The sequence below is a fragment of the Paenibacillus ihuae genome (assembly GCF_001368795.1).
Lineage (GTDB): Bacteria > Bacillota > Bacilli > Paenibacillales > Paenibacillaceae > Paenibacillus_AQ > Paenibacillus_AQ ihuae.
On the sequence record NZ_LN831198.1, the window covers coordinates 765,972 to 785,585 of the forward strand.

At 48.8% G+C, this 19,614-nt stretch carries 16 protein-coding genes; 14 read left to right on the forward strand and 2 right to left on the reverse strand.

The genetic code is table 11. The features are described from left to right. The first annotated feature begins 147 nt into the window (after window positions 1-147). Complete coding sequence (locus AQR02_RS03495) at window positions 148-777, forward strand: YfbR-like 5'-deoxynucleotidase (RefSeq protein ID WP_054939412.1); 630 nt, start codon at window positions 148-150, stop codon at window positions 775-777. Between the two features lie 133 nt (window positions 778-910). Then, window positions 911-4,987: an S-layer homology domain-containing protein gene (locus AQR02_RS03500; RefSeq protein ID WP_054939413.1), complete on the forward strand. Its 4,077-nt coding sequence runs from the start codon at window positions 911-913 to the stop codon at window positions 4,985-4,987. A gap of 157 nt (window positions 4,988-5,144) precedes the next feature. Here AQR02_RS03500 and AQR02_RS03505 read toward each other — a convergent pair whose 3' ends face one another. Then, window positions 5,145-5,813: a CPBP family intramembrane glutamic endopeptidase gene (locus tag AQR02_RS03505; RefSeq protein ID WP_082451614.1), complete on the reverse strand. Its 669-nt coding sequence runs from the start codon at window positions 5,811-5,813 to the stop codon at window positions 5,145-5,147. 134 nt (window positions 5,814-5,947) lie between these two features. Here AQR02_RS03505 and AQR02_RS03510 point away from each other — a divergent pair, with 134 nt between their 5' ends. From AQR02_RS03510 to AQR02_RS03540, 7 genes are all read left to right on the forward strand, one after another. Continuing rightward, window positions 5,948-6,418 carry a hypothetical protein gene (locus AQR02_RS03510; protein ID WP_054939415.1) on the forward strand — a complete coding sequence of 157 codons (471 nt, stop codon included), beginning with the start codon at window positions 5,948-5,950 and terminating at the stop codon, window positions 6,416-6,418. After that, entirely contained in the window at window positions 6,415-6,948 is a 534-nt protein-coding gene (locus AQR02_RS03515) for a hypothetical protein (protein WP_054939416.1), read from the forward strand. Before AQR02_RS03510 ends, AQR02_RS03515 begins: the two co-directional genes overlap by 4 nt. Before the next feature lie 43 nt (window positions 6,949-6,991). After that, window positions 6,992-7,471, forward strand: a complete 480-nt coding sequence (locus AQR02_RS03520; RefSeq protein WP_054939417.1) for a zinc-ribbon domain-containing protein — start codon at window positions 6,992-6,994, stop codon at window positions 7,469-7,471. A 5-nt stretch (window positions 7,472-7,476) separates the two neighbouring features. Beyond that, window positions 7,477-8,307, forward strand: a complete 831-nt coding sequence (locus AQR02_RS03525) for a PP2C family serine/threonine-protein phosphatase (RefSeq protein WP_054939418.1) — start codon at window positions 7,477-7,479, stop codon at window positions 8,305-8,307. Window positions 8,308-8,507: 200 nt separating this feature from the next. After that, window positions 8,508-9,128 carry a copper amine oxidase N-terminal domain-containing protein gene (locus AQR02_RS03530; RefSeq protein WP_054939419.1) on the forward strand — a complete coding sequence of 207 codons (621 nt, stop codon included), beginning with the start codon at window positions 8,508-8,510 and terminating at the stop codon, window positions 9,126-9,128. Between the two features lies 1 nt (window position 9,129). Then, the gene (locus AQR02_RS03535) at window positions 9,130-10,452 is read left to right on the forward strand and encodes a DUF5050 domain-containing protein (protein WP_245237573.1); all 1,323 of its coding nucleotides are present in this window, start codon (window positions 9,130-9,132) and stop codon (window positions 10,450-10,452) included. A gap of 30 nt (window positions 10,453-10,482) precedes the next feature. Continuing rightward, a complete protein-coding gene (locus tag AQR02_RS03540) occupies window positions 10,483-11,244 on the forward strand; it encodes a methyltransferase domain-containing protein (protein WP_054939421.1) in 762 nt (253 codons plus the stop codon). 200 nt (window positions 11,245-11,444) lie between these two features. On the opposite strand, the gene AQR02_RS03545 is transcribed toward AQR02_RS03540, so the two are convergent. Beyond that, window positions 11,445-13,790 (reverse strand): helix-turn-helix domain-containing protein, encoded by a 2,346-nt coding sequence (locus AQR02_RS03545; protein WP_054939422.1) that lies wholly within the window; start codon window positions 13,788-13,790, stop codon window positions 11,445-11,447. Between the two features lie 245 nt (window positions 13,791-14,035). Between AQR02_RS03545 and AQR02_RS03550 the strand changes: the two genes are divergently transcribed. The 5 genes from AQR02_RS03550 to AQR02_RS03570 form a co-directional block, all read left to right on the forward strand. Beyond that, window positions 14,036-15,001 (forward strand): ABC transporter permease, encoded by a 966-nt coding sequence (locus AQR02_RS03550; protein ID WP_209444118.1) that lies wholly within the window; start codon window positions 14,036-14,038, stop codon window positions 14,999-15,001. 21 nt (window positions 15,002-15,022) lie between these two features. After that, window positions 15,023-15,898 (forward strand): carbohydrate ABC transporter permease, encoded by an 876-nt coding sequence (locus tag AQR02_RS03555; protein WP_054939423.1) that lies wholly within the window; start codon window positions 15,023-15,025, stop codon window positions 15,896-15,898. 40 nt (window positions 15,899-15,938) lie between these two features. Continuing rightward, the gene (locus AQR02_RS03560; RefSeq protein WP_054939424.1) at window positions 15,939-17,507 is read left to right on the forward strand and encodes an extracellular solute-binding protein; all 1,569 of its coding nucleotides are present in this window, start codon (window positions 15,939-15,941) and stop codon (window positions 17,505-17,507) included. A 26-nt stretch (window positions 17,508-17,533) separates the two neighbouring features. After that, window positions 17,534-18,703: a M24 family metallopeptidase gene (locus AQR02_RS03565; RefSeq protein WP_054939425.1), complete on the forward strand. Its 1,170-nt coding sequence runs from the start codon at window positions 17,534-17,536 to the stop codon at window positions 18,701-18,703. 30 nt (window positions 18,704-18,733) lie between these two features. After that, window positions 18,734-19,614, forward strand: an 881-nt coding sequence (locus AQR02_RS03570) for a sugar phosphate isomerase/epimerase family protein (RefSeq protein ID WP_209444119.1), incomplete at its 3' end; no start/stop codon positions are given.

The following is a 19,614-nucleotide window of genomic DNA, read 5'->3' on the forward strand; positions in this document are numbered from 1 at the left end:
CAGCACTCTTTTTAACATAAGAAACCACCCTGTGTAATCCCCGCTTAACACTCCGGCCCTATACTTGTAGTAAGCTTCTCCCTCCAAACCTTTTAAGAGAAGGATTAACTTTCGGATAAAACTATGGACAATAAGGAGGACTGGCCTATGGGAATTCATAAGTATTTCCGCTCGCTGAATGAGCTGGAACGGATCATCCGCTGCCCGGGTAAATTCAAATTCGAGGAGCATAGTGTAGCAGCCCACTCCTGGAAGGTTGTGCAGTATGCCAAAACCTTGGCTGATATCGAAGAAAAGCACGGTGCGGTCATTGACTGGAAGAAGCTGTACGAGATCACGAGCAGCCATGATTACGGAGAGATTTTTATCGGGGACATCAAAACGCCGGTGAAGCATTCCTCGCTGCAGCTGCGGTCGCTGATCCAGCAGGTTGAGGAAGGCATGGTTCATAACTTTATTGAGGAGCATATCCCGGAGGAGTTCAAAAGCATTTTCTTCCATCAGCTTCGTGAAGGCAAGGATGAGTCGCTGGAGGGGCTGATTCTAGAGGTTGCGGATAAAATGGATCAAGTCTATGAAGCATTTGCCGAAATACAGCGGGGGAACACGGAGAAGGAATTTGTGGTGATGTACCGCAATGCGCTAATCAAGATTAAGAATATTGACCTGAGATGCGTGGAGTATTTCCTGACTGAGATTTTGCCGGATATGGTCAATGAAGAAACGTTGTCACCGGTGGATATAAAAAGAATTACGGAAGAGGCACTGGCTCTGTAACTGATGAGCGGTACTCTTTTTTTTATGGATTGGATAGTGCATCTGTAGCTGTAATAATACTTTCCAAAAAAGTACATTTCTCTTATGATAGAATCATCTATGGATGATAATTTTTGGAAGGGGAACTAGTTGGATGGAATTTGTGAAAAGATGGATTTATGTATGTATTTTGGCCTTGTTCGCTTCAATAATAGGGCCACTAGGAGGAGCTACACCGACGGTATCAGCAGAGAGCGCTACAGAACTATCAGTGAATTTGGGCGCTGAAATACGTGATTTGAAGATGGATGAAGAGAGAGGATACCTCTACGCTATTACTTATAATTCCAGCGAAGTAATTGTCATAAGTATGGATACACTAAAAATAGTGAAAAAAATCTTGGTAGGCTCTAACCCGTTAGACATGGATATATCGAATGGTAAGCTTTATGTCGCTGTTAACGGGGAATACTTTGTAAAAGTGATAGATTTAGATTCCAGAAACGTTACGCAAATAATTCCGACTGAAAAGCATCCTTATCACCTTGCTGTAAATGACAGCGCTCTATATTATTCCATTGATGATCAATGGAGCGATATCCATAGAAAAGAATGGACATCCTCACAGGAAAAGTCGCTCAATGTTTCTATTTATAAGCCCATACTGAAAATGGATCACGAGCGTCAGCTTCTCTATGCTGCGGAAACAGGAAGTACAGGTTCGGAGCTAAGTGTGTTTGATGCTACATATGGTACAAAGCTGTGGAGCTGGGATAGTTTCGATGATATCACTGTCGGCGAAAATCTGTATATTGATGATGAGGGGAATTTGTACTCAGGCAACCGAAAAATCGATCCGGTTAAGAGCAAGCTAATTTCGTCCGTCTCAAGAGGAGCAGTTTTGGCTGTAAAGGATGGCTATATTTTTACAAGCAGCGGCGACATTTTCAGCGATGACGGGGCAAACAGAGTATACCATGCTGACAGAGCATCTGAATATTATTCCTTTATTTACCTGGATCAAAATAATAATGTATACCAAAATCCTTACTATTCCTCTGTTATAAAGAAAACGAAATTCACGCCGCCAGCCGTTACTCCTGCACCGCTCAGTTATGCCAGCGGAGTGGATCAGATTGAGCTGGACCATCCCGTCACTGACTGGGTAGCGGGCAGGAACGAACGTTATTTGTATGCTATTTCCGAAGAAGCAAACCGGCTGTTTCAGATTGATACGGAATCCTTTGAAATTGTAGCAGACCGCTATGCAGGCTCTCAGCCTCAAAATATCGTTATCCGTCAAGGGGTTATATATATTTCTCTAGCTGGCAGTCCTCATCTTGTCAAAATCGACACGGCAAATGAAACTAATTTTATGACGCCGATCCAAGAATTGGAGATTGGTACGGTTGCCGATAAGGTTGCAGCGGGAAGCGGGAAGGTGTTTTTTACTAATTTCCGAGGAAGAGTCGGAGTGTTCGATTCGGTATATGCTTATCTCCCGGGATACTATGGTTCGAATGATAATGATCTAATGACGGATGAGACCAGTTTATATATCGGCACTGGAACAGAATTGTATCAACTGGATCAGGCTACGGGTCAAACCATTCAAACCTCTGCTTATATTAGTGATGGTTATGAGAACAGTTTGCTGAAAGATGAAGAATACGTATATTATGGCATAACTCGTTTGCCGGCTAACAATCTGAATTCAATACTTGGGACTTATAAAGATACTGATTTTTACTCACGTATTTTAGCTGTGAGCGGTCAAACGGTACTTACTACGGCTGCAATTTTTGACCGTGATTCGTATAGTACGGTGTACAGGTTTCCATTTGTTCCGCAGAATGCTTACGTGAAAAAGGATGGCACAATCCTGCTTGATGCTGGTGCTGTCCCGTCAGGCGCCTCCGAATATGATCCTCCGGCAGGATATAGACTACTAAAATACAACAGCCTGGAACAAATGAAAGAACAAATAAAGGAAGATCTTAAGCCCGTTGCCGTGTATGCCATTGATGAAGACCCGAGTCCCCAGCAATTCACCGGCAGTGTGGTCATTGACCCCGGTAAGGCTGCTGTCGATATCTCCAGATACCGGATACGCTACTATGATGCGAATAATCAGCAGGTTAACGGAATGTCAGATGATTATACATCAATTTATGACCGTAAAGCTGGCGGTTATATACAGGATGATATAAAGAAGAATACATCAGCCTCCGTGAGGAAAATCGGTGTTACACCGATGCAGGAGCTAAGATTTAACGAATACAAAACATATGAAGAATCAGAACGTATTGTACGTATCTGGGATGAAGATGCCTATTTCATCTCAAATGGTTCCCTATTTGATACGGATAATTCAGCAAATACCATTAGCGGAAGAGTATCTTTTGCACCAGCGCCGGGCCAAATGGCCGGGGACCGGTATGCCGTGTTTTTCTACGGAGACCATGGGATCATCGCTGAACCGCTTGGTTGGCTGCCATCTAATCAGGCTACGCTCACACTAAGCATTGCTGCCGGAACACCAATTCCGGCAGATGCATATGCACTGGCAGTAGTTCTGGTAGATAGCGAAGGAAATGAAGCGCCTGGATACAGTCTTATTGAGATACCTGACCGGATGAGCACTAAACCCTCTCCGGAACAAATTAAAATTCAGAACAATAGCAACTTTGATTCCGTTTCGGTAAGTGGGCTGAAAGCAGGGGATGTGATAAAGGTGTATTCTTACACCGGTCTTCTTTACGGCCAGGCAACAGTTTCTGCAGGGAGCAGTGTGGCGGCTGTCGACAACATTATCCTGGATGAGTCTATTCCTGTTCTTGGAGTCAGTATTACATCACCAGGGAAAAAAGAAAGCTTTGTAGTGTACAAGCAGTATTTATACCCTGATTCTTCTGGAGGAGACAGTGGTACTGGTGGCGGTGGCGGCAGTGGCGGTGGTGGCGGCGGTGGTGGCGGTGGCGGTGGCGGCGCAATCTTGCCTGTAGTCACTCCGGCAACACAGGCTGCCTCTAAGCTGGCTGTAACTGAAACGGTGAAAAATGCAGATGGTACTGTGAAAGTGCTGGTGAAGATCAGTGACAGTGTTTTAGAAACAGAATTGAATAAATGGACAGGCAGCGCCAGCAGGTTGTTGTTTCAAATTCCAGAAGCGGCAGACCAGGTGGAATTGTCAATTACAAATGGACAGTTGGCTAAGATAATAGCCAAAGATGCCACGGCTATAGTTGAGGTGCAGGGTATGGATAAAGGATTTATCATACCGGGCAGTGTGCTGAAGTCTGCTGCCGGTAGCGACGAGCAGTCATCCGTCATTCTCCAAGCAGCTCAGGCGAGTAAAGCAACTATAGAATCAGCAAAACAACTGCTGGTCCTGCAGTCCTTGAATGCAATCGGAACTCCTTATGAATTTTCAATAAATGTAACCAACGGCAGTGGGGCTTCACACGAAATTAAAGATACTGAGCAGTATATCGGCCATGTATTTTATATTCCTCAGCAATCCGGAGTGAGTGCGGATACGCTATCAGCAGTAATGGTTGATACAGCTGCAAAACAAGTCATTACTGTGCCTGCGACGTTTGTTCAGGAAGGCGATAAGATTAAGGTGACTGCTTATCGTAAAGGCAATTCGATGTACACGGTTGTCGCGGGACAGCCGGAATTTAAGGATGTATCCGCAACTCACTTTGCCAGTGCGGCAATTGGAAAACTGGGTGCCCGGAGAATCATCAGCGGTTACACGGACAGCACCTTTAAACCGGAAGGAACAGTTACCCGAGCCGAGGCTGCTGCTCTGCTGGTGAAGGCGCTCGGCTTAACTCCAGTATCTGCAGATTTGAACTTCAAGGATGTTAAAAAAGAAGCCTGGTATGCCAGCGCTGTTTCTACAGCTGTCCAAAGTGGTCTGTTTAAAGGATATCCGGATGAGACCTTCCGGCCGAATCAGACGATTACTCAGCAGGAGATGATCAGCATTATTAATCAGGCGTTAGTCTATGGCGGATTCAAATCAACAACTGATGTGACACTTCAGCAGTTTGAGGCTTCTGCCGGATATAAAGCCTGGTCGAAGTCCGCTGTTGACGCGCTGATTCGGGCAGGGGTCATCAAGACCAGTGATGTTTTTCCGATTCAGGCAAATAAGAATACAACACGTGCCGAAAGTGCTGTACTCATTTATCGATTGCTTAGCGTTCTGAAGATGATCTAAACTTTTATTCTACGACAAAGACGTATACGGATACTTTGTTCCTAAGCGAGCATCGTACACCGGGACGTCTTTTTTTTGCGGGTTCATTGGAAAGTGAAAGAGCTGTACAGCTCGAGAGGATTGCGGAATGACGAATTATGCATCTGCCAGTTCTGATTTATATACGCTGTCTTTTGGCAGCAGAATAGGCATACAAGGCCGCAGAACCGTTGAACGCCATATGAAGCGGAATGGTCAGGAGAATGGATTCCGTTGCCTGGGCAATCACCCCGAAGAACAGACCTCCGCTCACCGCAAAAAGCATAAACCGGATGCTCTCTGCATTCAGCTTGTAATACTGCAGATGAGAAACTGCAAATAGAACGGCCGTAATAATCACTGCCAGACTTAATTTCGGAAAGAGGCTATTCCCAAGCTCGAGCGTGAACTTTTCTCCCAGGCTTTGATGGCGTACAAGTATAGGCAGGATCAGACCGCGAAAGGCGATTTCCTCAAATACCGGATAGGTGATAACAAAATTAACACGATTAAAAAGACCTACGGGCGAATAGCCGGACCGCCTTGAAATGAGCAAATTGATGAGCAGAATGATCAGACACAGCGGCAGAACCGTCTGAATATTACGAGGCAGATGAAACACATAATTCTCTTTGATAAACAGGCTTGCTGCTATAAGCAGAATTCCCCAGATATAGATGGTATACCGCAGGAAGCGTTTGTCAAATAGCCCGGTTATCCATTCTACGATTTTAAATAAGAACGATATCAATACTGCAGCAAGCAAAGCCCCTAACATTAGCATTTCATAATCCCCTTTGCAGATCATTCCACCGACTAATCTAATTTAGCCGCTAACCAGCCACCACATATATGATAAAAATAACAAAAATGAGAGCTATAATCCAAAACGGCTTAAATATGATAATATTAAGGAAATTTTTTGAAGGGGAGACCTGGTCTGTGGAATATTTACATTTCTTGCCTGTTTTTAATACGATGGTATGGTTTGGCATTCTGTTGTTCATTGTGTACGGTATTGATTTCTTTAGGAACTACCCTGCAGCCTCTTTTGCGTATGCCAGCCGAAGACCTTCTTGGCACAGAGTAACTTTAGAAGTTCTTATCTTTGTTATTCTATCCTCTGTGGTGGTACTGCTCATTGCTTTATATTTTGTAATCGGCAAGCTGTATATGAAACCGGTCTATACCTCCTATGCGGCGGACTATCAGATACATCCCAGAGTCAATATCAAGCTGGTGAGCGGTGAAATCCTGCCGGGGATGTATCTTTTGCAGCATGCAGGCAGAGGTGACATTATCGCGGGAGACCATATTCACCGTTCGGAGGCAGCCCATATCTATTGCATTAACCGGGACCAAATATTGTACATTGAAGCCGCGGGCAATGCGCAGCAGAGATCGGGTCTATGAACCGGCTGAAAACAGGCAGAGGGTTAAAAAGAAAAGCGGTTGTAGCGGCTCTTGTGGCTCTCGTCATCCTGGCGTTCCTGCTGAAAAATCAGGTGGCGGCTATGGTTACGGAATCAACAGACTTATCTTCATTAACAGTTAACGGAATCCGGCTGGACCAGAATATGGCGGTGCTGGATTTGAGCCGAACCCCTAAGGACCCTTCTTTCACTGACAAAAAAACAGGCGATACGGAGTATAGATATTATAAGGACTTCTCCATCGCCTATAATAAGAGCGGAGAGATTATCATTCTGAGGACGATGTCTCCAGAGGGCGTAGTGAGTGCGGGAGAGGTGACGCTCCAGACCCTTGAAGAGGCTGCCGGGATACTAGGGAAGCATTACACCGTCCGGATGTATGACTACGATCAAGGGCTGAGAGCCAGAGTATATTATGACAAAAAAAGCCGGATCAAAGCCAGCTTTGTCTATCCCCACAAATACCGCAAGGAGGGTGTCATCATCTGGGCTATCCTTGAAAGGTATTGAATAGTATGCTGAAAGGGACATCAACAGGAAAGGAGGGATACAGATGAGCTTTTTTGACAAGTTTAAAGCGGGTGTGACCGAAGCCGGGAATAAGGCAATGAACGTCGTCGAGGTAAACCGTTTGAAGCTGCAAAACAGCAGCAAGCAGAATGAAATTGACAAGCAGTATCAGGTGATGGGCAAAATGCTGTTCGAAGCTACGCTTAATGAATCAACCCTGCCTAAAGAAGCCTTTGCGGTAAATATGAATCGTGTGCTCGTGCTGAAATGTGAGATCGAAGCCAATCTGGAGCAGATTGAAGCGCTGGGGGACGGGAAGCATTGTAAAAGCTGCGGCAGCAGTGTGCCGGCGGAAGCACGTTTCTGTCCCAACTGCGGGCACACCTTCGAAGCTCCGCGTGAACCGCAGGTTCCGCAAACTCCCCAAGAGCCTGAGATTGCGCAAACTCACCAAGCTCCGCAAGCACCCGAGGCGAAGGCAGGCCCCCTGTCACTGGACAAACAAGACACCGGGGACAACTAAGCGGCATGGGTCAGAGAATGGGTGAGCTTAGCTGGGTTGGCAGCTGGGAGAGGTATCTGGATCATCTCAAGCCGTCAGCTTTTGAAAATATGGTGATTGGCCGGTATGGCGGCAATTCACTGGCAGGCGCGGACAAAAATGAAGACGGGTTATTCATTCTAATTGGACCGGGCAGGACCTGGGAGTTCAGTATGCTGTTGGATGCCCATAATACGGCAGAAAGTGCAGAGCTGTTAATCAGGATAACCGGAAGTATCTCCGGCGATATTGAGCAATGTCTTTCGCGGCCTGTCCATCAGGCCTTTAAGGATTTGGAGACGCTGCTGCTTACGACCCTGGGATCCGATGATTTCAGAAGCCGGTGCAGGGAAGTTACAGGTGAAACAGCGTGCCTCATATGCGTGCGCAAGGAAAGTTACCTGTGGTGGTTTTCGGTGGGCGACAACTCGGTGTATCTGCTGCATCCCGAACTGGCTGCCAGGGGACAATACCTGCTGAATCAGCGTAACTATTATGAGTGGATCGGATATGTAAATACCTTTGATCAGCCTGTAGCCTGCTTCTCCTCTGGGGTCAGGGAATTAAGAAAAGGGCGCAACGTGATTGTCATGACTACAGATGGCCTATTGGAATACGGGCGTCTGGAGCATGGCAAGCAGACCTTTGAGGATCCGGGCAAGCTGTACGAGACATTTTATAATGAAAAAAATTTGCAGGCCTGTGTAGAGGCCGCAATCTTGGAAGTGCATGAAGCGCAAGGCCGCGACAGTGCGACCGTTATTGCCTGGAGTTACTATAATGAGCGGGCGGCGGTAATGCCGAGTGATGCCAAATAAGTGATTCGGCGGGAATTTCAGAAAACTCTTAGCTCAAGCGGTTAGCTTGGGCTATTTCTATTGGGGCTGCTCGTGTGGTAAAAGATCAAAAAGTGACGAATTTTGCATCCATGGTGAGTCGTTTCGATTATATTGTGTAAAGTGGTTAAAATTAACAGCTGGGGTGGCGACGCTATGCTAAAGATAACGGAGGGAAGGGCTTGTCAGGTAAATATTTTGGGAGAGTAGCCGGTTTAATTACCGGGTTGTGTTTGATATGGTGCGGGTCTCATACGGTATACGCGGCAGGACAGCAGCAGAACATTTCTGTTGTACTAGATGGTGCCGCAGTAAATTTACCGAGGGCACCGGTCACGATCAATAACATGAATTATGTGCCTTTGCGTGGAGTATTTGAACAGCTGGGCGTAAGCATCCAGTGGGATCAGCAATCGGGTACAGTAACGGCAAACAAAGGGGCACAGACGATGGAGTACACGCTAGGCAACTCCTATGCGCGGATAAACGGTACCGATCGTTATATGACATCACCGGGTCAGCTGATTGACGGTGCGATCATGCTGCCGCTTCGTTTTGTAGGGGAGGCATTTGGTGCAGAGCTGAGCTGGAATCCAGTCACTAGATCCATAAGGATAACGTCGGATGAGAAGTTACTCTCTTCTATTTCTGCGGAGCCTACCGGCAACACGGCTTCCAATCTGACCAATAATGGATTTATTGCTAAGCAGGGCGAATGGATCTACGGGCTGGAAACGATTGAACGGCCCAACAATACCAGACAGTCCAATGTATCAGGCGGCAGTAGCGGTTTTTTTGTATAAAGTGAACCAAAGCGGCGGCGATAAGAAGAGACTTCTGTCTACCCCGGCACGGATGCTGAATGTTCAGGGAGATTGGCTTTATTTTCTTGGCAGCAACGAGATTTGCGAAATCCGGGTTGACGGGAGTGAGTTGACGCAGCTGGCAGTGGCGAATTATACCACCCAGTTATTCGTAATGAACAATTGGCTGCTCTATAACGCAGAGGATGGGATTTACCGGCTACAATTGGACCGGCCAGGTGCACTCCCCATACGGATTGCAGATAATTCCAATATTGATCAATTTACGGTCTCTCACGACTGGATTTATTACAAAGAGCACAGAAAGGACGAGCAGCCCGGAATCATTGGTAAGATCCGTATTAACGGGCTGGATAATACCAGTTATGGCCCACTGGATTATGAAGATCTGACGCTTCAGGGAGACTATCTGTATTTTACTTATAACGATGAGAATACCGCCAAGATCGGCAGGATGCCGGTAGAAGGCGGAAGCCTGCAGAGCCTGCACAATGCATCGGGATATAATATCGCAGACAACAAACTGTATTACGACGCAGGCCCTACGCTTTTTCAAAGTGAATTGGATGGCAGCGGTAGCCAGGAGGTCGCTTCACTGGGAGATTGGCCTATGCCGTTTAGAATGAACTTACTGGATGGCTCAGTATATTATGAAAAAGGTCTTTTTGGTCCGGATAACCAATTTGTATCGGCGATGTATGCTGTGAATTTGAGTTCAAACTCCGCGTACAGCTTATATGGAAAAATACTCCCTGAGGAGTATGTATACGAATTTTCACTGTTTGCTGGTGCATATCAATCTTCTTTGCCTGCCAAAGATCCGAAAATCGAATACGAGACACAACAAGCCGCGAAGGCGGTTATAGAGCAGACCATTTTGCCGGAAATGAGTACCAGAGATAAAGTGAAGGCGTTGCATGACTACGTTGTACTGAATACAGCCTATGATTACGACAATTATCTGAACGGTACTATACCGGATGTATCTTATACTGAATACGGTATTTTGGTACTGCATACAGGTGTGTGCCAAGGATACGCTGTAACTATGAAAATGCTGCTAGATCTTGCCGGTGTGGAGAATTATTACATCTCCGGGACAAACAATGCGGGAGCAGGCCATGCATGGAATATTGTTGTTGTGGATGGTGTGTATTATCACTTGGATGCGACTTGGGATGATCCTGTCCCGAACGAGCCGGGTTATATCGGATATACTTATTTTTTGATCCCGGATGAGGAGATGGCCTTGAGTCATATTTGGGACAGGGAAACGGTGAAGGGCTTTTTTGCCAACCCGTAGATTTACCGGAACGAAGAGAGGACGAAGTCGATGAATGCAACGACCGCTTTTTCAGAATCAATAGAACCGTATTTGAACTACACGCGAATGCCCTGGGGCAGATTGTTTTATTTGACGGCCTGGGAGCAAATCGGCACTTTCATGCCTGATAAGAGCCAGTACATCTTGGACATTGGCTGCGGCTTCGGTATTTCCAGTAGCGAATATAGCCGGAGAGGCCACCGTGTTACGGGAATTGAACCGACACCGGAGATGATTGCGATTGCGGCAAAGGAAGGCCCAGACGTCAGCTACCTTGGTGATTCCTTTGAGCGGGTTGCGGGTAACCTGGGAACACACGACTGGATCTTTTGCCACAATATTCTGGAATATACGGAGGATCCGGAGCAGTTTGTCCAGCGTATTGGCAGCTGTCAGCAGCAGAACGGTTATGTATCGCTAATTGCGCATAATCCGGCTGCGAAGGTCATGAAGAAAGCCATCCTGAATAAAGATCCGGACAGTGCACTTGCCAGCTTAAGCAGTAACAAGGAATACAGCGGACTTATTCAGACGGAGTTTACCGTATATCCTTATGAGCAGCTGGCAGGCTGGCTTCAGGCTGCAGGCTATGAAATTGAAGAACGTTTCGGGATCCTTAATCTGTACGGATATATCGCGGATAATGAAATCAAACAGGATGAGGACTGGCATAACCGGATGGTGCAATTGGAGCTGGAGCTCGGCAAGCTGAGTCCTTACAGGGATGTCGCTATTTTTACGCATATTATCGCTAAAAAAAGCAGCTGTTGACGAGGAGGAGTTTGGAACTTTAAGAGCGTCAGCGTCCGCCTGAAAGCTATTCGCAGAAAAGCTCGCTACGGAAGCATAAGCAGTCTGCGGATTTCAACCGTTAAAACGGTATAAATCAAGAAATCTGCAGGCGGGCAGCGGCCGGAAGTCCAAACATTCGCTGCAGTCACAGTTAAGCTCAAAATAGAAGAATTATAAGTTCAATCTATTATCCGGATATCCTCGCCGCCTGCTGCCGGGAATTGGTTGCGGTAATCGGTCGGGGAGATGCCCTCCAGCTTGCGGAACGAACGGATAAAGGAATTGCGGTTATTGAAACCGACCGCCGCCCAGATGTCCTGAATCGGCAGATCTGTGCGGGCGAGCATCTCTTTGGCTTTTCCGATCCGCAGCTCCTGCAGATACTGGTGGAACGGCTTGCCGAGTTCTTTTTTGAGCAGACGGGACATGTAGTTGGACGTTGTATGAAATCTGTCCGCGAGCAGGTCGAGGTGAATATCCTCCTGATAATGCGTGTCGATAAATTGTTTGAAGATCACTGACTCCTGCTCATCCGCCTCCGGGTTTACCGCCTCAATAATCGCCCCCAGAAATTCAGTAATAAACTCCATTGTCCCATCAACCGACAAAGGGCTGTCCGAGAGGATTCGCCGGAAATAATCCCGGTAGGCGCCATCCGCCAGGGTGGTGTCTTTATGCTTCAGCACCTCTGAGCCGATCATAAAAATCTGCAGATACAGCTCCTTAAGTCCGATATCATTCAGCCCCCCGGACAGGTGCCGGCGCACAACCGTTTCCAGCAGCCCGAACAGCTCCTCTTTCTTGGCGGAGCAGACTAAATTGAATATCTTTCTGTTATCGCCCGTGCTTAACAAGGCACCTGCCGTCTCCGATTCCGTTCGCACAGAATAATGAATCCTTTCATCCTGAAACGGTGAGATGCGCCAAATGGCTTTCATGGCTTCCAGATAAGATTGCTGCAGCCCGGCGAATCCTTTATGGATCTCTCCAACACCGATGGAGATCGCTTGTACATCATGATCCTCGTGCAGAAAATCCCCAATAAGAGTGAAATACGCATCCAGCTCACTTATCCGGTCGGCCAGCTGCGGCACATTGGCCAGCAGGCCGTACACATTATCCTCTATCTCCACCATGATCCACTGCCGGGCAGCCGGAATATGATTCTTCAGCAGCTGGAGAATGCGGGTGCGCGCTGCATTTTGTTCGTTGGTGCTGTATTCCGCTTGAAACGGTCCATCAAATTTGATCCGGATTAGTGCGGTGACGAAGGAAGAGTGCTGGAAGACAAAGCCGCTTTTCTCCAGTAATGCCTCGGTCTCCTGCTGATCGGGCAGCCGCTTAAAGCGCAGAATGTTAACCATCCACTGCTCCAGCGCCAGGGGATAGATGAAGGTTAATTTGTCATTGAGTCTGCTGACATCATCCAGCATCCGGTGGAACACCCTGTCCAGCAGCTTATATTCGTTGGCCGGCGGACTTGAGGCTGCTGCGGGCAGCTTGACGATCAGGGATTGAAGGGGCGCATACAGCTTCCGGCTCAGCAGAAAAGAGATGAGGATCGAGAGGAGCAAAGCGAGCACGTTCAGCAGATTGCCCCAGAATTTGATTGCGCTCATACTCTCCTGGATGTCGGAGACCGGTACAAGAGCTACCATGTTCAGGTTCTTGAATACAAAGCGGGTGTTCATCTGTATCGCCAGCATCGCTTTTCCGCCGATCTCCGTTTTGAGATTGGTTTGTTCACCGGCCTGAAAGGATTTCAGGAACTGGCTGATTTCCACATCCGGGGTATCCATCTCCGTTGAAGCGATCACCTGGCGGTCATCGCCCAGCACAAACAGCTTGCTGTTCGGGGTAAGCTTGGAGTCCTTAAGCAGCTGTACGAGCGAATCTACCTTAACGCCAATGACAAACAAATCGTTGGATTTATATTCGGCGATGGCCGTCTGGACGACGGGGAGAATGTACGCGCCATTTTGTGAAACGGACCTGGACGGAGGGAGAATTTGAAACGGTCTGTTTTGGGAGCCGTAGGCAGTCCAGAAATCTTCGCTGTAGAGCTCCAGCCGCTGGCTCCGGCCAAAGAAATCGGCAGCGGAATAGGTGCCTTGATCGCTGATAACCAGTCCGTCCCGCTTCTTGTAGATAAAGACGCTATCTATATATTCATTCATTAAGCGGATGCGCCCGAGAGAACGGATGCTTTGGGAGACATGAGCATATTTGGCGTGTGAATCGACAGTGAAATTGGAGGAGAAGACCTGCATCGTTGCTTCATCCAGTGACAGCAGATAATTCAGGCTGTAAATCTCCGTGAACACATTGTTTAATCCATCGGCAATATTACTTAGTACGGTATTGTAATTCTCCTTCATTTGCGTCTCCAGATACCCCAGATTGACCCGGTAATTGATGAAGCTCACCAGCTGGATGAGTGAGGCCAGGACGAGAAAGCACAAGAAAAAGCGGTACATCATGCTGCGGAATTTACCTCTGACAAATGCTGTAACTCTCCTTCTCACTATTGTCTCCCCCTCTATAATCTGAAGATAGGTTTAAGCTCAATAATAGTAGGTGAGCACCAAAAAATACTACTCTTATGACAGGTATAATAACACAAAAGGCTAAAAATGAGACATTTAATAAAAATGTATGTCGAAATCTAATTATATTTGTCATTATATATTACACACATTGATTTCTGTCTCTTTTTAATCGCCGCGATATGTCCTTAAATATGACGTAGGAACTACAGGGAGGTGATCAGATGAACCGTGTGATGATCATGGACAAGGCGCGCAGCACAGCGGTACGAAAGGAGGGACGGATGAACAGGACGCGGAGAATAATCAGAAAAAATATTCATTATTATATTCTGCTGCTTATCCCGCTGCTGTATATTCTGGTTTTCAGCTACGGGCCGATTATCGGCAACATTCTGGCCTTCCGCAAATTTGTCCCCGGCGGATCGATTTATGGTGAAGAGTGGACGGGGCTGCGGTATTTCAAAATGTTCCTTGGTGAGGCAAGCTTCTGGAGAGCGTTCAACAACACCTGGCTGCTGAATATCTACCATTTAGTATTTACCGTGCCGGTGTCGATCCTGTTTGCTTTGATCGTCAACGAGATTAAACCGGCCAGAATGAGGAATCTGGTCCAGACGGTTTCTTATTTGCCGAATTTCATCTCCATTGTTGTCGTTGTCGGTCTGATGACGGAGCTGCTGTCACCGACTTACGGGCTGGTCAATGAGCTGCTGGGCAAGCTGGGGGTTCCACCTACCTTTTTTATGAATGAAGCAGGGTGGTTCCGGACCTTGTATATCTCATCCGAAATCTGGCAGTTTACCGGCTGGAACTCAATCATTTTCTTCGCGGCAATTACCTCCATTGACCATCAGCTGTACGAAGCGGCGGATATGGACGGAGCAGGAAGGCTGCAAAAGATCTGGCATGTCACGCTGCCGCAGATTATGCCGACCATTGTGGTTGTCTATATTATGTCCTTCGGCCACTTGATGACTGTCGCCTTTGAGAAGGTGCTGCTGATGTATACGCCAAGCAACTCGGAGCGCAGCGATGTGATCGAGACGCTGGTCCACCGCATCGGTATTCAGAGCACCAACTACAGCTATTCGACAGCGATCAGCCTGTTCGGCGGCCTCCTTGGACTCGTAATTGTGGTCACAGCCAATGCGCTGGCCAAGAAATATACCCGCTATTCCTTATACTGACCATGAAGAAAGGAGACTGCCATGCGTACCATTAGCAGGTATGAAGATTGGGTCTTTAAGCCGGTACTCGCGTTGTTCATCATCGTCGTATTCGGTGCGGTAATGCTGCCATTTGTACATCTGCTTGCGGTATCGTTCAGCAGCTCTGCGGCCAATGCCAGCGGAAAAGTAACCTTCCTGCCAATAGGATTCCATACGATGGCGTATCAGTTTATCCTGAGCCACCGGGATATTCTCAGCGGCTTCCGGAATTCGGTTCTGCAGACGACAATCGGCACGGCGCTCAGTCTCCTGCTGATGACGATGTGTGCCTATCCTTTGTCCAAAAAAATCGCCGGCCAGTCCTTTTTCGTCTGGATGATTATGCTGACCATGCTGTTCAACGGCGGGATGATCCCTACTTATATGATGATCAAAGGCCTGGGGATGCTGGATACGATCTGGGCGGTGATTCTGCCGTTCTGTATTACTCCTTATTACTTAATGCTGATGATGAACTTCTTCCGCGAGTTCCCCGAACCGATTGAAGAAGCGGCACTGATCGATGGACTCAATCCGATCCAAATTCTGTTTCGCATAGTACTTCCCTTATCGAAGCCGATTCTGGTAACGATGGCACTGTTTATGGTTGTCTTCTACTGGAACAACTGGTTCAGCTCACTGATTTATTTGAACAAGACCAGTATGTATCCGATTATGCTGATCGTGCGCAATATCCTGGATGGACAGCAGCTTGTGAACAGCGGAATGGCGGGTCAGGAAACGACTAAATACGTCTCTACTGCTTCGCTGAAAGCCGCCTCCATCATGGTAACGTCACTTCCGATCTTCATCCTGCTGCCCTTTACACAGAAGTATTTCACCAAAGGCGCCTTAATCGGTGCGGTTAAAGGCTAAAGTTCACACAGAGAGCCCAGAGGGAAAAGGAGAGAAACATATGACAAAGAGCATGAAGGTGCAAGGATTTGGCAGTAGAGTAAAGACCGGGGCGGCGGTACTTACCGCACTGCTTCTGCTAAGTGCATGTTCAAACGGTAGCGGTGCAGCCGAAATCTCCGGAAATGAGACCGCTGCGGCGGGCAGCGGACCAGCAACCCTGACAATGCTGCTGGCCGAAGGCGGGGTGCCGTTCAGCAAGGATTGGCCGACACTGGTTGAACTGGAGAAACGGACGAATGTGGAGCTTGATGTTCAGGCGGTTCCTTCGGATTATCAGAGCAAAGCGAAAATTGTGCTCAGCTCAGACCGGATTCCCGATATGGTCACGAGTGTGGAGCAGCCTACGGTGCTGGAGATGAGCGAGACCGGTGTGCTGCTGCCCATCAGTGACTACATGGACAAGCTTCCGCATCTTAAGAGCCGGATTGAAGAATTTCAGATTGAGAAGGAGCTGGATAACTGGAGAGGCACGGACGGCAAGCTGTACGTGGTTCCTTTCATGAAGGACTACGCCAACTACAATCGTGCGCCGCTGATCCGCTCCGATATTCTGGAGCAGAACGGGCTGCAGGCGCCGACGAATACAGATGAGTTATACACTCTTTTGAAGAAGCTGAAGGAGCTGTATCCGGACAGCTATCCGTTAACCGGGACCAGCGCGGAGAATCTGCGGACGATGTTCGGGACCGCCTGGGGAGTGGATGCGAACTACAAGGGTTTTGTCTATGATGAAGCCGCCGGGCAATACGAATACTTATTTACGAGCGATAAGTACAAGGCCTATCTGACCTATCTCAACCGGCTGGTTGATGAAGGGCTGGCTGATCCCGAGATGTTCACCTCAACCACCGATCAGCTGATGCAGAAAATGTCTACGGGTAAAAGCTTTGTCTATTATTTCTGGAACGGTGAGCATAAGAGTGCGATTAATCTGCTGGGCAAGGAGAACAGCGGTCCGGATTTTGAAATCTCGATGCTGGAACCGATAGCCGGTCCTGCCGGCAAAAAAATGCTGGTCGGCGACCGGATTTCAAACGGTATGGTCATCCCGGCGTCGGTGGCGGACAAGCCGTATTTCGATCAGCTCCTGAGCTTCATTGATTACCTGTACTCAGATGAAGGCATTGATCTGCTGACCTGGGGGATTGAAGGTGAAACCTACAACGTAGTTGGCGGGGAGAAGCAGTTTAGCGATGAAATGCTGCAGAAGGACAACCTGAACCGGGCGCTGTGGGAGATTGGCGCAGCCAACGGCTCCTACGTGATGCTCTGGCCGTACAAATGGTTTGCGGCGGTGCTGGGCGACCCTGATTTTGAAAAAATGACGGAAGTGGCCAATAAGGAAGGCTGGTTTGCCGATGTCACCAAGGTGCCTTCGCTTTCGGCGGCTCAGCGCGAGGAAGAAAATCTTGTCTATGCTACAGTGAATGATTATTTTGCCAAGATGACGGAACAGTTCGTATACGGGACGAAATCTATTGAGACTGACTGGGATGCCTATGTGAAGGAAATGGACTCGATGGGCGTAGGTAAGCTGAAAAAAATGTACAACGATTCGCTCAAATAAGGATGGCACTGAAAGGAGCTACCACGATGACAATCAATGAGACGAAGCAAAGAATAGCGATTCTCCAGGCGACACTAGCCGGGCGGGGAATTGCCGCCCTTGTAGCCTTTGCCAATGGGGCGCGTGAAGGAGCAGGTACTGTGCGGTATCTGACCGGCTGGATGCCCTTCAGCTCGGAAGTATTCCTGGTCGTTCCCGCGAAAGGGAGTGCCGTCATCGTATCTGCCGACAAAAACCGGGCACGTGCATTCCGCATGCGCTTTGGCGGGGAAGGCGAAGTTGTGAAAACGACGGATCTGTACGGCTCGCTGCAGGAGGTGCTGGCGAAGCTGGTGCAGCCCGGATCAGTACTCGCCTACACGGGTGCTGATGATTTTACAGTCGAGCAGTCGGCCAGGTTCTTTACCCTGCTGGATGGCTACGAGAAGCTGGACGGGACCGGGATAGTGAATATACAGCGGCTGGAGCGCACGCCGTATGAAGTGGATAAACACCGGAAGGCGACGGAAATCGCCGATAAAATGGTGGCCCACGCCATGGGTATCGCCTCGGTTAAGGGAATTACCGGGGCAGAAATTATGGCCGAGGTGGAGTATTTGGGCAGACGGCTCGGTGCGGACTCTGCCTCCTGCTGGCTGGCGATCGGTGAGCGCCCGCCGGAAACGTATTTTGAACTGTTCGAGCTGGTAGAGCCTGTAGGTCCGGATTCCCGTGTACAGATCGGCACAACGGTCTGCCAGGACGGGTATTATGCCCAGGTGCTGCGGATGGGGATGTTCAAGGAGCCCTCTCCTGAGCTGCAGCGTATTTCCGGGGCAATTATTGGAATGCAGGATGCGGCGCTGGCTAAGATGGCGGCAGGCACGCCGGTTCATGTCCTCGTGGATGTGCTGGAGGAAATGATTGATGAGTACTGCCCGTATACAAGAACGACTGATCCGTTCCGTTTCCAGTCGATCCACGGGATGAGCAACAGCTACAGTGATCCCGGTGTGGCCCCTTTTCTGAATGCGGGCAGAGATCAATCACGAGACGGTGAATCGCCGCGGGTAGCGGAAAATATGGTCTTTGAAGTGCATCCCAACTTCACGGTCCCTGAGCTGGGGCATGTCTGCCATGGGGATACAGCGGTTGCCGGGAAGGACGGGGGAAGCTGGCTGTCCAAGACACCGCGGGGAATTTATTATCTGTCATAATAATTAGCTTATTGAAGGGGGAAACGAGCTATGCGTATTGGTGTCGACGGGAAATATTTGCCTGGGGGGCATAATCTGAGTCCTGTGGAGAAGCTGGAATATGCTCATAGTCTGGGCCTGGAGGGGGTGTTCTTCCGGACGATCCTGCACATCAGTCCCAGTCTGGACCGTGCGGAGATTCAGGCTGTGCAGCGGAAAGCGCAGGAGCTCGGTATGTATCTGGAGGCCGGGCTGGGCCGGGTCAATCCATATACGAATCCTGAAACCCCGGAGCTGCGCGCGATCGGCGGCGGTGATGTGCTGCTCGGCTTCCGCCGTATGATGGAGGCGGCAGCGGAAGCGGACATCCGCGAGCTATGGGTCTCCACCGGCGGAGCCAAGCCCTACAAGGGAATGTTCGCCACTGACCGTTTCCGCACCGATGTGACCTGGGAGGAACAGCTGGAAGCGACGCAGCGGCTGCTGCTGAAGCTGAAGCCGATTGCGCTTGATCTGGGGCTGCATCTTAATATGGAAACCCATGAGGAGATCACTTCCTATGAAATCGTCCGCCTGATTGAAGCGGTCGGAGCTGATGTGATGGGCGTGGTGTTCGATACCGCCAATGTAATGATCCGCGGCGAGCATCCCGTGCTTGCTGCCCGGCGTCTGGCGCCTTATGTACGGCAGACGCATATCAAGGATGCTTATCTTGAGCTGACCGACGGAGGGGTCTATCAGCGGGCAATGCCATGCGAAGGCGAAGGCGCGGTTGATTTCCGTGAGCTGCTGAAGGAGCTTAACCGCTATAACCCGGAGCTGACGTTATCCTTCGAAGCACAGGTTCCGCGCGGCGGGCGGATACCCGGCGAACCGATGATCATAGAAGTTCATGATCCGCACTGGATTCAGGGCCATCCGGATCTGACGCG

Excerpts from the sequence above, each read along its gene's own strand:
- AQR02_RS03495 (WP_054939412.1), top strand. The coding sequence starts at position 148 with ATGGGAATTCATAAGTATTTCCGCTCGCTGAATGAGCTGGAACGGATC.
- AQR02_RS03500 (WP_054939413.1), top strand. The coding sequence starts at position 911 with ATGGAATTTGTGAAAAGATGGATTTATGTATGTATTTTGGCCTTGTTC.
- AQR02_RS03505 (WP_082451614.1), bottom strand. The coding sequence starts at position 5,813 with ATGATCTGCAAAGGGGATTATGAAATGCTAATGTTAGGGGCTTTGCTT.
- AQR02_RS03515 (WP_054939416.1), top strand. The coding sequence starts at position 6,415 with ATGAACCGGCTGAAAACAGGCAGAGGGTTAAAAAGAAAAGCGGTTGTA.
- AQR02_RS03520 (WP_054939417.1), top strand. The coding sequence starts at position 6,992 with ATGAGCTTTTTTGACAAGTTTAAAGCGGGTGTGACCGAAGCCGGGAAT.
- AQR02_RS03525 (WP_054939418.1), top strand. The coding sequence starts at position 7,477 with ATGGGTCAGAGAATGGGTGAGCTTAGCTGGGTTGGCAGCTGGGAGAGG.
- AQR02_RS03540 (WP_054939421.1), top strand. The coding sequence starts at position 10,483 with ATGAATGCAACGACCGCTTTTTCAGAATCAATAGAACCGTATTTGAAC.
- AQR02_RS03550 (WP_209444118.1), top strand. The coding sequence starts at position 14,036 with ATGAACCGTGTGATGATCATGGACAAGGCGCGCAGCACAGCGGTACGA.
- AQR02_RS03555 (WP_054939423.1), top strand. The coding sequence starts at position 15,023 with ATGCGTACCATTAGCAGGTATGAAGATTGGGTCTTTAAGCCGGTACTC.
- AQR02_RS03560 (WP_054939424.1), top strand. The coding sequence starts at position 15,939 with ATGACAAAGAGCATGAAGGTGCAAGGATTTGGCAGTAGAGTAAAGACC.
- AQR02_RS03565 (WP_054939425.1), top strand. The coding sequence starts at position 17,534 with ATGACAATCAATGAGACGAAGCAAAGAATAGCGATTCTCCAGGCGACA.